Annotated in this window: 1 protein-coding gene; it reads left to right on the plus strand. The window is 76.5% G+C overall.

What is annotated here, in order from left to right:
• Positions 1-20: 20 nt before the first annotated feature.
• Positions 21-14507 carry a type I polyketide synthase gene (locus JS756_RS36580; protein WP_240203331.1) on the plus strand — a complete coding sequence of 4829 codons (14487 nt, stop codon included), beginning with the start codon at positions 21-23 and terminating at the stop codon, positions 14505-14507.
• The last annotated feature ends 38 nt before the right edge of the window (positions 14508-14545 follow it).

Here is a 14545-nt window from a genome sequence, read left to right on the forward strand (position 1 = left end):
CTGAGGACACCCCTGCCCCGATGTCTGCGCACGAGTCCCCGCAACCGTCCCCCGGACGGCCGACCGAACCCTCCTCCGAGCAGCTGCGCGAACAGTCCCGCGCAGGGTCCTCCGGGCCGTCCGCCGCGTCCCCCGCGGACATCCGGGCCTGGCTCGCGTCGGCCGTCGCCGAAGCGGCCGGAACCGACCCGGCGACCCTCGACCCGCACCGCCCCCTCGCCGAGTACGGCCTGGGATCACGGCACTTGGTCGCCCTGGGGGCCGAGCTGTCCCGGCGTACCGGCCGCGCTCTCGAACCGACGCTGCTGTTCGACCATCCCACTCTCGCCGCCGTGGCCGACGCCGTACTGAGCCCCCCGCGCGCACCGGCCGCCCCGCCGTCCGGCACGGCGGTGGCGCGCACCGCCGCCGACGACGTCGCGATCATCTCGCTGGCCTGCCGCTTCCCCGGCGGCGCGGACGACCCCGACGCGCTGTGGCGGCTGCTCACCTCCGGCGAGGACGCCATCGGCGAGGTGCCCGCCGGCCGTTGGGACACCCGCGGCCTGTACGATTCCGACCCCGAGGCCACCGGCACCGCCTACACCCTGCGCGGCGGATACCTCGACGCCATCGACCGCTTCGACGCGGCCTTCTTCGGCATCTCGCCCCGCGAGGCCGCCGCCATGGACCCCCAGCAGCGCCTGCTCCTCCAGACCGCCTGGGAGGCCTTCGAACGCGCCGGCATCGTGCCGGGCACGCTCGACGGCAGCTCCACCGGTGTCTACGTCGGCCTGTACGACAGCGGCTACCTCGCCTCCGCGCCCCTCGACCGGCTCGACGGCCATGTGGGCACCGGCTCCGCCCCGAGCGTCGCCTCCGGCCGCATCGCCTACACCCTCGGCCTGGGCGGCCCGGCCGTCACCGTCGACACCGCCTGCTCCTCCTCCCTCGTCGCCCTGCACCTGGCGGCACGCGCCCTGGCCGCCGGCGAGTGCGACCTCGCCCTCGCGGGCGGCGCGACACTGCTGGTGACTCCCCGCGGACACGTGGAGTTCAGCAGGCTGCGGGCGCTGTCCCCCACCGGCACGTGCCGCCCGTTCTCCACCGACGCCGACGGCGTGGTGTGGGCCGAGGGCTGCGGGCTGGTGCTCCTCAAGCGGCTCGCCGACGCCCGCCGGGACGGCGACACCGTCCTCGCGGTGGTCAAGGGATCCGCGATCAACCAGGACGGCCGCAGCCAGGGACTGAGCGCACCCAACGGGCCGGCCCAGCAGCGGGTCCTGCGCGCCGCCCTGGACGATGCCGGACTCGCCCCGGCCGACCTGGAGTACGTCGAGGCGCACGGCACCGGGACCCGGCTCGGCGACCCCGTCGAGGGCAACGCGCTCGCCGCCGTCTTCGGTCCCGGACGCCCTGCCGACCGGCCCCTCGGCGTCGGCAGCCTGAAGTCCGTCGTCGGCCACACCCAGGCCGCTGCGGGCATCGGTGGCGTCATCAAGACCGTCCTGGCCCTGCGTCATGAACTGATCCCCGCCTCCCTGCACGCCGGCACCCCCACCGAGCACATCGACTGGCACACCGGTGGACTGCGCCTGCTCGACAGCCCACAGCCGTGGCCGCGCCGCGCCGACCGGATCCGCCGGGCCGGGGTGAGCGCCTTCGGTATCAGCGGCACCAACGCCCACGTCGTCCTGGAGGAGGCCCCCGACACCGGCCGGCCGTCCCCCGTACGGTCCGGCGGGCCCTTTGAGCCCGCCGCGGAGCCGACCGCTGAGTCCGGCGAGGCCGCCGGGGAACGGGTCCACGAGCCGATCGCCCCCGCGGGGGATCGACCCGCCGAAGCCGAAGCCGAAGCCGAAGCCGAAGCCGAAGCCGAAGCCGAAGCCGAAGCCGAAGCGGACCGGGCCACCGCGCCCGCCGGCTCCGCAGCGCAGGACACGGCCGCGCCCGCCGAGCCTGCGGCGGGGGACTCCTCCGGACCCGCCGGGTCCGCGGCGGACGGGCGCGCCGTGCCGTTCCCGCTCTCCGCGCGCACCCTGACCGCCCTCCAGGGGCAGGCCGCCCGCCTGCACGCGACGCTGAAGGCCGACCCGCAGCTTCCGCTGCCCGCCGTCTCCGCCACCCTGGCCCACCACCGTACCCACTTCGAGCAGCGCGCCGTCCTGCACGCCGACGGCCGTGACGACCTGCTCGCCGCCCTGCACGCCCTCGCCGAGGGCCGACCCGACCCCGACCGCACCACCGGCCCGCACCCCGTGCGGCCCGCGGGCAAAGTGGCGTTCGTCTTCCCCGGCCAGGGCGCACAGTGGGCCGGCATGGCCCGCGACCTCCTGGAACGCGACGCGGTGTTCGCCGACGAACTCGACCGCTGCGACGCGGCGCTGCGCCCGTTCACCGGCTGGTCGGTGACCTCCGTGCTGCGCGGCGATCCGAACGCCCCCACCACGGACCGCGTCGACGTCGTCCAGCCCGTCCTGTTCGCCGTGATGGTGTCCCTGGCCGCCGTGTGGCGCGCCCGCGGTGTCCGCCCGGACGGCGTCCTCGGGCACAGCCAGGGCGAGGTCGCCGCCGCCTGCGTCGCCGGGGCCCTCAGCCTCAACGACGCCGCCGCCGTGGTCGCCCTGCGCAGCCAGGCCCTGACGGAGCTGTCCGGCACCGGAACCATGGCCGTCGTCGCCCTCCCGCACACCGCACTGGAACCCCGACTCGCCGCCTACGGCGGGCGGATGTCGGTCGCCGCCGTCAACAGCGCCCGCGCCACCGTCGTCGCCGGTGACACCGCGGCCGTCGACGCCCTCGTCGCCGACCTCGACCGCGAGCAGGTCTTCGCCCGCCGCCTCGACGTCGACTACGCGTCGCACACGGCCCACGTCGAACCGATCCGCACCCGGATCGGCGAGGAACTCGACGGTGTCGTCGCCGGCCCCGCTTCCGTCGCCTGGTACTCCACGGTGACCGGGGAGCCGGTCACCGCCGAACTGGACGCCGGCTACTGGTACACCAACCTCCGCGAGCCGGTCCGATTCGCCCCCGCGGCGGCGCGCATGATGGCCGACGGCTACCGCTGGTTCGTCGAGCTCAGCCCCCACCCCTCCCTGCTCACCGCCGTGCGCACGATCGCCGAGGAGGCCGGCTGCGACCCGGTCGCCGTCGGCTCGTTGCGCCGCGCCGAGGACGGGCCGGCCTGCCTGGACCGGGCCGCCGCCGAACTCCACGCCCACGGCCGGGACATCGACTGGCGCCGCCTCGTGGCCGACCGTGATCCGGCCGGTCTGCCGACCTACGCCTGGGACGCGCAGCGCCACTGGACCGAACCGGAAGCCACCTCCGCGGCCCCGGGCCTGTTCGACCGGGCCGCCAACCCGCTGCTCGGCATCCTGCTCCGGTCGGCGGACGCCACGCGCTGGACCTTCCGCTCGGAATGGTCCGCGGCCACCGCCGACTGGCTGTCCGACCACACCGTGTTCGGCCGGACCGTCGTCTCCGGCACGACCCTGCTCGAACTGTGCCGCGCCGCCCTCGCCGAGGCCCGCCCGCACACCCCCGCCGACCTCACCGGCCTGCTGGTGCTCACCCCCCTCGTCCTGCCCTCCCCGGTGTCGCAGGCGGCGCCCGGCCGGGCGGGAGCCCCCGCCGCCACGGTCGAGGTGTCCGTCGAGGTCGTCGGCGACGGCCCCACCCCCGAGATCACCGTGCACAGTCGCCCGCGGGGCGCCGAGCCCGGCGACTGGACCCTGCACGCCACCGCGACCGCAGCCGAGCCCGCGCCGCAGCCCGCGGCACAGCAGCCGCCGGCCTGGCCGCACGACGCCGAACCCGCCTGGCATCCCGGCACCTACGACCGGCTGGCGGAGCACGGCCTGACCTACGGCCCCGCCTTCCGCGGCGTACGGCAGGCGGTGCGCATCGGCGACGACGCGCTGCTGGCCCGACTCACCCTGCCGGCCGCCGGCCGCGACACGGCCGACGCCCACCCCGTCCACCCGGCGCTCCTCGATGCCGCCCTGCACGTCGCCGCCGGCCTCCACACCACCGGTGACCGGGTGCTGCTGCCGGTCGCGATCGGCAGCAGCGTCCTGCCGCCCGGCGACGGCACCGAGCTGACCGCGCTCGTGCGGCGCACCACGCAAACCACCACCGACCTCACGTTGGACGTCACCCTGTGGGACGGTGACGGCTTCTTCGCCGGCCGCCTCCAGGACGTGCGGCTGCGAACCGTCCACCCGGGCGACCTGGGCAGCGGCTCGCCGAACGCACGCCACCTGTACGAGGTGGCCTGGACCGCCGTCGCGGCAGCGGCGGCGGGCGGGCTGACCGAGGACGCCATGACCGTCCTCGGCGACCCCACCGATCCGCAGGTCGCCGACGCCCTGCGCGCGGGGGAGCCGACGAGCCCCGGCGACACCGGTCGGCGGGCGCGGACGATCGTACGCTTCTGGCCCCTCCCGGTCGGTCGACCGGACGCCGCCGCACAGGAACTGGCGGCCACCGCGCTCGCCGAGCTGCAGGCCCTCCTCGCGCGGCCGGCGGACGAGGCACCGGAGCAGACCTTGTGGGTGACCCGCGGCGCGCTCGCCGCCGCCGACGGCGACACGGTTCCGCACCTCGCCCAGTCCGTGCTGTGGGGACTGGCCCGCACCGCCCGCGCCGAGCACCCGGACCTCGGCCTGACCCTCCTCGATCTCGACGGCCCGGCCCCCGCGGACCTGCTGCGCGCCGCCGCCGCTCAGCGCGACGAACCCGAACTCGCCCTGCGGGACGGCAGTTTGCTCGCCCCCCGGCTGGTGCGCGCCCGGCCGGGCGGGACCGCCCCGCTCGCCGCCGACGGCACCGTCCTGGTCACCGGCGGCCTGGGCGCCGTCGGACGGGCGATCGCCCGGCTCCTCGCCGAACAGGGAGCGCCCCGGCTGCTGCTGACGTCCCGTAGGGGACCCGGCGATCCCCGCGCCGCCGACGTCACCGCCGAGCTCACCGCGCTCGGCACCGAGGTCGAGATCGCGGCCTGCGACGTCTCCGACGGAGCCGCCCTCACGGCCCTGCTGGACCCCGTCGACGACCTGCGCGGTGTCGTCCACTGCGCCGGCGTCCTGGACGACGGCGTGCTCGGCGACCTCACCCCCGAGCGTCTCGCCCGGGTGCTGCGCCCCAAGACCGACGGGGCCGCCCACCTGCACCGGCTCACCGCCGACCGGGAACTCGACCTCTTCCTGCTCGTCTCCTCGGCCGCCGGCGTCGTCGGCAGCGCCGGCCAGGCCAACTACGCGGCCGCCAACGCCTTCCTCGACCAACTCGCCCACCACCGCCGCGCCCTCGGCCTGCCCGCCGTGTCCATCGCCTTCGGAGCCTGGGCCGGGGAGGGCCTCGCCGCCGACCACGCCGACCTCGCACGCATGGCCCGCCACGGGCACCGCGCCCTCACCCCCGAGCAGGGCCGCGACCTGGTCGAGCTGTCCCTGCGGCGCAACGCGCCGCACACCGTGGCCTGGGCACTGGACACGGCCCGGCTGCGGGAGACCGCCACGGGCGCCCTCTGGCGCTCCCTGCTGCCCGCGCCCCCCGCCGCGGCCGGCCGGCCGGGCGCCCTGGCGGACCGGCTCGCTGCGCTGCCCGAGACCGACCGCGGCGACCGCGTCCTGGCCCTGGTGCGCGAGGAGACCGCCCGCGTCCTCGGCCTGCGCGCGGCGGAGTCGGTCCGTCCCGAGCAGCCTTTGCGGGAGATCGGCATGGACTCGGTCACGGCCGTGGAACTGCGCAACCGCCTCGCCGACCGCCTCGGCGTCCGGCTGCCCGCCACCCTCCTGTTCGACCACCCCACCCCGGCCCGCCTCACCGGCCACCTGCTGACCGGTGTCCTCGCCGCACGGGACCCCGCGCCCGCCGCACGACCGCAGAACGCGGCGAGCGCCGCGAGCGCCGCCGGCACCTCGTCCGCCCCCGCGCCCGACGAGCCGATCGCCGTCGTCGCCATGGCGTGCCGCCTGCCCGGAGGCGTCGACGGTCCCGAGGACCTGTGGCGCCTGGTCGCCGAGGGCCGCGACGCGGTGGGCCCCTTCCCGGCCGACCGCTGGGGCGACATCGACGCCCTGTACGATTCCGACCCGGACCGGCCGGGCACGTCCTACGCGCGCGAGGGCGGCTTCCTCGACGGCATCGACTCCTTCGACGCGGGATTCTTCGGCATCACCCCGAAGGAGGCCGCCGCCATGGACCCGCAGCAGCGCCTGCTGCTGGAGACCGCCTGGGAGGCCCTGGAGCGCGCCGGAACCGTCCCCGCCGACCTGACCGGCAGCACCACGGGCGTCTACGTCGGCATGTTCGGCAGCGACTACCTCGCCGGAACCCGCCTGGACCAGTTGGACGGCTACGTCGGCACCGGCTCCGCGCCCAGCGTCGCCTCCGGACGCCTCGCCTACACGCTCGGCCTGCACGGCCCGGCGATGACCGTGGACACCGCCTGCTCGTCCTCGCTCGTCGCCACCCACCTGGCCGCCCAGGCACTGCGCGCGGGGGAGTGCGACCTCGCCCTCGCCGGCGGTGTGACGCTGATGGTGACCCCGCAGACCTTCGTGGAGTTCAGCCGCCTGCGTGGGCTCTCACCGACGGGTCGCTGCCGCTCCTTCTCCGACGACGCCGACGGGGCGATCTGGTCGGAGGGTGCCGGGATGCTCGTCCTGAAACGGCTCGCCGACGCCCGCCGTGACGGCGACGAGGTGCTTGCCGTGCTGCGCGGCACCGCCGTCAACCAGGACGGCCGCAGCCAGGGCCTGTCCGCGCCCAACGGCCCGGCTCAGGAGCAGGTCCTCCGCCGCGCCCTGGAACGGTCCGGTCTGGGGCCCGACGCCATCGACTACGTCGAGGCGCACGGCACCGGCACGACCTTGGGCGATCCGATCGAGGCGGGCGCCCTCACCGCGGTGTTCGGCGCCGACCGCCCGCTGGACCGGCCGCTGTACCTGGGTTCGCTGAAGTCCAACATCGGCCACACGCAGGCGGCGTCGGGCGTGGCCGGACTCGTCAAGGTCGTCGAGGCCCTGCGCCACGGCACCCTTCCGGCCACCCTGCACGCCGCCACCCCCAGCCGCCACGTCGACTGGGAGAGCAGCGGGCTGAGGCTGCTGCACGAGCCCGCGAGCTGGCCCGCCTCACCCGGCCGCGTCCGGCGCGCCGGCGTGAGCGCCTTCGGCATCAGCGGCACCAACGCCCACGTCGTGGTGGAGGAGGCTCCGCCCGCCGACGTTCCGACGGAGCGTCATGTCCTGTCCGGGCCAGAGTTGTTCGTGGTGTCCGGACGCAGCGAGGCGGCCGTACGCGGTCAGGCGGCACGCCTGGCACGGCACCTGGCCACGGACGCCGGCCCGGCCGGACCGGAGCCGACCGTCGCGCCCGGCACGGAGTCCGGGCCGGCCGACGACGACGGTGCCCCCGTCGTGTCCGACGCCGGACCGGCGGGCGCACCAGGGGGAGCCGCCGCGGCAGGTGCCGGCGTCACGGGTGCCGGACCGGAGGACGCGCGGGCGGCGGAGTCCCCGGAGACGGACGCCGCACCGGAGTCCGCGGCCGAGGGCGATGCCGGACCGACGGCCGTTCCGTCGGCCGACGCGAACGTCGCGGTGGCCGACGACATACCGACGGAGGTCGCGGCGGCCGGAGCCGGGCGGCCGGACGGTTCCGGCCCCGGTGCCCACCCGGAGGGCCCGGAGGCCGACGCCGCGCCGGCGCGCGGCCCCGGCCGCGATCCCGCACCGAAGGACTCCCCGGCGGACGACTCCGGAACCGTGATCCCCGCACCGGCCGTCGCCGTACCGGGCACGACCGCACCGGCCGCCGGGCCGGCCGGCGACAGCTCTCTGGTGGACGTCGCCCACACCCTGGCCCGGCACCGCAGCCACTTCGAGCGCCGGGCGGCGATCGTGGCGGGCGACCGGGACGAACTGCGCGCCGCCCTGGAGGCGCTCGCCTCCGGCCGGGCACCCCTGGCACCGGCCCGCGAGGAGCACGCCGGCAAGGTCGCCTTCGTGTTCGCCGGTCACGGCGGCCAGTGGCCCGGCATGGGCCTCGACCTGCTCGCCGGCACGGAGGCATTCCGCAGCGAGCTGTCCCGCATCGACGAGGCCCTGCGGGGGCACGTCGGCTGGTCCGTCCTGACGGCCCTGCGCGCTCCGGAGGAGTTCTCCCCGCTGGAACGCACCGAGTACCTGCAACCCGCGCTGTTCGCGGTCAACGCGGCCCTCGCCGCCGCCTGGCGTTCCCTCGGCGTGGTTCCGGACGCCGTCGTCGGCCACAGCCTCGGCGAGATCGCCGCCGCCCACGCCGCCGGTGCCCTGACGCTGGACGAGGCCGCGGCCGTGGTGGCCGGACGGGCCGCCTCGGTCGCACCCCTGGTCGGTCGGGGCGGCATGCTCGCCGTGGAACTGCCGCAGGCCCAGGTCGAGGAACTCCTCGAGCCCTACACCGGACGCCTGTTCGTCGGCGCCGTGAACAGCGCCGCGGCCACCGCGGTCTCCGGCGAGGCCGAGGCACTGGCCGAGCTGGGCCGCCGGCTGGCGGACCGAGGGGTGCCCACCCGCCCGCTGTCGACGCCGTTCGCCTCCCACAGCCCCCTGATGGAACCGCTGCGCGCCGCCTTCACCGGCCGCCTCGCCGACGTGCACGGCAGGAGCACCGCGACCCCGGTGTACTCGACGGTCCTGGCCGAGCGCGTACCCGGCGAGCGGCTGGACGCCGCGCACTGGTTCGACAACCTCCGCCGGCCCGTCCGCTTCGCGGACACCGTGCGCCGGATGCTCGACGACGGTTACCGCTACTTCGTCGAACTCAGCCCGCACCCCTCGCTGACCGCCGCCGTCGAGGCGGTGGCCGCGGAGGCGGGCGTCGACGCGGTCGCGGTCTGCTCCCTGCGCCGGCGGCGCGACGGCCGCCGCCAACTGCTGCGCGGCGTGGGGGAGCTGTACACCGCGGGGCACACCCCCGACTGGACCGCCCTGCACCCGCAGGGCCGCCGCGTCGACCTGCCCACCTACGCCTTCGACCGCGACCGCCACTGGCTCGCCCCGGCCCCCGCGACCGCCCCCGGCGCCTCCCCGCTGCTCGCCACCCATGTCGAGGCCAGCGACGAACCGGACCGGCACCTGTTCCAGACCGAGATCGACCTGCGCGACAGCCGGTTCGCCTACCTGATGGACCATCAGGTCAACGGCGAGACCTGGCTGCCCGGCGCCGCCTTCCTCGACATGGCGCTGGAGGCAGCGTCCGCCGTCGGGCACAGCACCGAAGTGCACCTGGCCGACATCCGTTTCGTCCGGCCGCTGCGCCTCGACCCCGACCGTCCCGCACGGCTGCAGCTGGTCCTGCGGCCCGCCGCCGAGGGCCGGCGCGCCTTCACCGTCGCCTCCACCACCGCAGGCGGCACCCGCTGGGAGCGGCACGTCACCGGACACGTCCTCACCGACGAGGCCTCGGCCCCGGAGCCGGAGCGCACGGGCGAGCCGTACGGAGACCCGGCCGACCTGCCGGCCATGTACGCCGCACTCGCCTCCCTCGGCATCGACTACGGTCCCGCCTTCCGCGCCCTGGAGGCCGGCCGGCGCACGGCCACCGCCGCGGAGGGCCGGCTCGCCGAGCGGCCCGCCGCCGGGCACCTGCTCCACCCCGCCGTCCTCGACGCCGCCTTCCACGCCGCGGCCCTGCCGGGCGAAGCCCCCCGGGGACGGGCGTTCGTCCCGGCCGGCGCCGCCCGGCTCCGGTTCACCGGGCGGCGCACCACGCCCGCCCGGGTGACCTGCGACCTGCGGTCGGTCGCCGGCGACAGGGCCGTGTTCGACCTCCGGCTGTGGGACGCCGACGACCGGCTGCTCCTCACGATCGAGGGCTTCGAGCTGGCCGCGCTCTCCCCGCTGGACGGCGCTCTGTACGAGACCCGCTGGCAGCCCCGCCCGCCCGCGTCCGGCACGCCGGCCGGGGGCGCCTGGCTCGTCCTCGCCGACGGCACCGGCGTCGGCGCCGAACTCGCCGCGAGGCTGCCGGAGTCCGTGCCGTGCGTCCTCGCCCGGCCCGGCCGGGCGTACGCCGCCGAGGGCCCCGGCCGGTACGTGCTCGACCCGGCCGACCCGCAGCAGTTGGCCCGCCTGCTCGACGACGCCTTCCCCGACGCACCGCCCGCCCGCGTGGTGCAACTGTCGGCACTGGACGCCCCTGCGGTCACCGACGCGGTCACGGCCCGGGAAGCGGCACGACTGTGCTGCCTGAGCACCCTGCACCTGGTCCGTGCGTTCACCGAGCGGCAGCAGCCCGCGCCCCGGCTCTTCGTCGTCGTCCGCGGCACGCAGGCGGCCGGCGACAGCACCCGGGTGACGCACCCTCAGCAGGCGCTCGCCTGGGGCTTCACGCTCTCCCTGGCGCAGGAGCACCCGGAGCTGGCGGCCACCCTGGTCGACCTGCCTCCGCAAGGCGGCCTGGACGCGCTGTGGACCCAGCTGTGGCACGCCGACGACGAACGGCTCGTCGCGCTGCGCGACTCCGGCCGCATGGTGCCCCGGCTGGCCCGCACCCGGCCGGACGGCGACGGTCCCGGCGACACCGCCACCGGCGGCGTCCACCTGATCACCGGAGGTCTCGGCGGCCTCGGCCGGGTCGTCGCCGAGCGCCTGGTGCGACGCGGCGTCCGCAGTCTGGCGCTCCTCGGCCGGGGAACCCCGGACCCGGAGACCGCACGCTGGATCGGCGGCCTGCGGCAGCGCGGGGTGCACGTCCACCTCGCCCGCGCCGACGTCGCCGACCGCGCCGGACTGGCCGCCGCGCTGGACGGCGTGCGCCGGGCGGCCGGCCCGATCGACCGCATCGTGCACGCCGCCGGCGTCCTCGACGACGCCACGGCGGCGAACCTGACCCCCGAACGCGTCCTGCGCGTCCTGGACCCCAAGGTGCTCGGGACCGCCCACCTCACCGAACTCGTCCCGGAGGCACGGCAGACGGTGCTGTTCGCCTCGGCGGCCGGACTGCTCGGCTCCGCCGGGCAGAGCGCCTACGCGGCCGCCAACGCCTTCCTCGACGCCTGGGCCCACCACCTGTCCCGCACCGGACGGCCCGCGCTCAGCCTCGACTGGGGAGCCTGGGCGGGCGTCGGCATGGTCGCCGCCTCCGGCACCCGGTCCGCCGAGACCGGCAGATCGGGCCTGATCGCCTTCACCCCCGAGGAGGGCGGCGAACTCTTCGACCGCGTCCTGGGCACCGGGCGCCGCCAACTGGCGCCCCTGGCCCTGGACCGCGAACTGCTCGCCCTCGCCCCCGACGCTGCGCGCACCCGCCCGATCCTCGCCGGCCTCATACCCGCCCCGGCCGGAGGACCGGCCGCCGACGGGCTGGTGCAGAAGGTGTTCGCAGCCTCGTCCGGCGAGGAACGGACCACCTGGCTGGAGGCCTACGTCCGCGCCCGCGTCGGCGAGGTCTCCGGCGGCACCGTGGACGCCTCCGTCACCACAGCCCTGAACGAACTGGGCCTGGACTCCCTCATGCTGGTGCGGCTGCGCAACACCTTCGCCCGCGAACTCGGCGCCGAACTCCCCGCCGCGGACGTCTTCGCCGCTGCAGACATCCGCGGCCTGGCCCGCACGCTGACGGACGCCCTTCCCGACCGGCCCCTCCCGGTGGCGGAGCCGTCACCGGCCGACCCCGGAGACACGGTCCCGGAGGCCGCCGTGTTCCCCGCCACCCGCGACGTCGTACGGCTGCTGCGCAGCGCCCGGCCCGGCATGCCGGGCGCCGCCCACGGCGTCGGCCTGGCCGTCCGGCTCACCACCCCGACCACCCGCGAGGAGCTCACCGCCGTCCTCGACCGCCTCACCGCACGGCACGCCGCCCTGCGCACCGCGGTCGTCACCGGCAGCGAGGACGGGCAGCGGTTCCTGCGCGTGGACCGCGCACCGCAGCAGCCGGTGCTGCGGTGGACGGTCCTGCACGGCGACGTGCCGCCGGACGCCGCCGGGCGGCTGCGCGCGCTGCTGGAGGAACCCTTCGACCTGACCCGGACCTCGCTGTGGCGGTTCGAACTCCTCGACGCCGGCCCGCACGGTCAGCTCCTCGTGTACGGCGCCCACCACGCCGTCTCCGACCTGCAGTCCCTGCTGCTGGTGGCGGGGGAGATCGACGCCGAACTGTCCGGCGCGGAACTCGACGGCACGGCCACCAACCGCGACGTCGCCGCTCTCGTCGAGGCCCAGCGGGACGGCGCGGGCGGCCCGGACGACGCCTGGCGCGCCGCCTTCCACGGCAGCGAGCGGCTCGACCTGGAGCTGTCCCGGCCCCGCCCGCCGGCCCGGACGTACCGCGCCGGCAGCGTCACCGTCGCGATCCCCGACGGGCTCATGGACCGGGTGACCGCCGCCGCGACCCGGCTCGCCGTCACCCCGGCCGCGTTCTGCCTCGGCACCCTGACCGTGCTGCTCGCCCGGAAACGGCACAGGGAACGGTTCGCGCTCGCCGTGCCCGTGGACACCCGCATCCACGCCGACGCCCACGACGCGGTCGGCTTCTACGGCGTCCCGGTGCCGTTCCCGGCCGAGGCCCGGCCCGGCGAACAGGTGGCGGAGGTGCTGCGCCGCACCGGTGACCGCCTCCAGCGGATCCTGGACCGGGGCGCCGCGTTCACCGACGTTCTCGCCACCCTGACCCGTCAGGGACTGCACCGGCAGGACGCACCGCTCGTCGAGGTGTACTTCAACTACGTACGCTCCGCCCACCGCACGACCCGCCTGGAGGTGCTGCCCGCCGGAACGGGCTGGTCCGACCTCGACCTGATGGTCACCATGACCCCCGACGCGGGCCGGATCCGCCTGGACCACAATCTGGACATCCTCGACGCGGACGCCGCGGCCGGGCTGGGCGAGGACTTCCTGCGCCTGCTCGGGGAGACGGCCGAGGACCCGGCCGTCCCGGTCCGCCCGGCCGGCGGCCACCTCGCCGTCGCCGCCACCTTCGCCCTCGGCAACCTGCCGCTGATGTGCCGGACCGCGGTGAACGAGGGCACCGGCGAGGCACCGCTGACCGTCACCGAGGCGCCGTACCACCAGGTCCTTGCGACCCTTCAGGACCCCACGTCGGTCTTCTGCGACCCCGCGACCGCCGTCGGCGTCGTCCTGCTGCGCGCGGCGGACCTGGAGCGCTTCGGCCCCGTCGACGACGCCCTCCTCGCCGAGACGCGCACTGCCTACCCGGCCGCGCTGCGCTCCCTCGCCGAACGGACCCGCAGGCCGCTGCTGGTCGGGTTCCTGCCCTGCGCCCGCCCCGACGACCGCTTCACCCGGTGGGAGGAGGGGGTCGCAGCGGACCTCGCCGGCACTCCCGGCATCGGGGTCCTCGGCCATGGCGAGTGGACCCGCCGCCACCCGGTCGACGAGCCCTTCGACGAGCGGACCGAGCGCCTGGCCCACCTGCCCTTCACACCGTCCTTCCAGGCGGCGGTGGCGCTGCGGCTGGCCGAGGCCGTCCACGCGGTGCGCCGGCCCGCGCCGAAGGTCATCGCGGTGGACGGCGACGAGACCCTGTGGGCAGGGGTGGCCGGGGAGACCGGCCCCGGGTCCGTCGACCTCACCGGGCCCCGCGAACTGCTCGCCCGCCGGCTGCTGCAGTGGCGGGCGGCAGGGGCCCTGCTCGTCCTCGTCAGCAACAACGACGAGGCCACCGTCCGGGCCGTCCTGGACCGCCCGGACAGCCTGCTCGAGGCGGAGCACTTCAGCGTCGTCTCCGCCGCCTGGGAGCCGAAGCCCGACCGCCTCGCACAGGCGGCCCGCACCCTCAACCTGGGTCTGGACAGTTTCCTCTTCCTGGACGACAACCCGGCGGAGATCGCCCGGATGCGGGCCGCGCTGCCCCAGGTCCTCTCCGTCACCTGCCCGCCCGCGGACCGGATGGAGGAGTTCCTCGATCGCCTGTGGCCGCTCGTCCCGGCCGCCGCGACGGCCGAGGACGCGCTGCGCGCCCGCTTCTACGCGCAGGAGCGGGAACGGGACGCGGTACGGGAGACGAGCGGCTTCGAGGAGTTCCTCCAGCGGCTGGAGCTTGAGGTCGATGTCCGGCCCCTGACCGAGGGCGATGTGCAGCGGGCCGAGCAACTCGTCCGCCGCACCAACCAGTTCACCCTGCGGTCCCGGTCGGCCGACGGGGGGGACCTGGCCCGCTGGCGCGAGCGGGGCGAGGTGTGGACGGCCGCCGCCCGGGACCGGTTCGGCGACTACGGGCAGATCGGGCTGCTCGCCGTGGAGGCCGAGGGCGACCGGCTCGACGTCCTCGCCTGGTTGATGAGCTGCCGGGCGCTGGGCCGCGGGGTGGAGGAGCGCCTCTTGGGCCGACTGGCCGACCGCGCCGACGAACTCGGCTGCACCAAGGTCCGGTTGAGGGCGGAGCGCACCCAGCGCAACGCACCCGCCCGGCGCCTGCTCGCCTCGCTCGGCGGTGCCGACCCGGACGACGAACGCCTGGAGATCGTCACGACGCCCGAACACCTCAGGGCGTTCCGCTCCTGGCAGCACTGAGACGACCCGACAGCACCGACAGCACCGAGAGGAACACA

It is taken from the genome of Streptomyces actuosus (assembly GCF_016921115.1).
In the GTDB taxonomy this organism is placed as follows: domain Bacteria; phylum Actinomycetota; class Actinomycetes; order Streptomycetales; family Streptomycetaceae; genus Streptomyces; species Streptomyces actuosus_A.

What these genes read in the sequence shown, in the direction of transcription:
- JS756_RS36580 (WP_240203331.1), top strand. Translation starts at nt 21, where the DNA reads ATGTCTGCGCACGAGTCCCCGCAACCGTCCCCCGGACGGCCGACCGAA.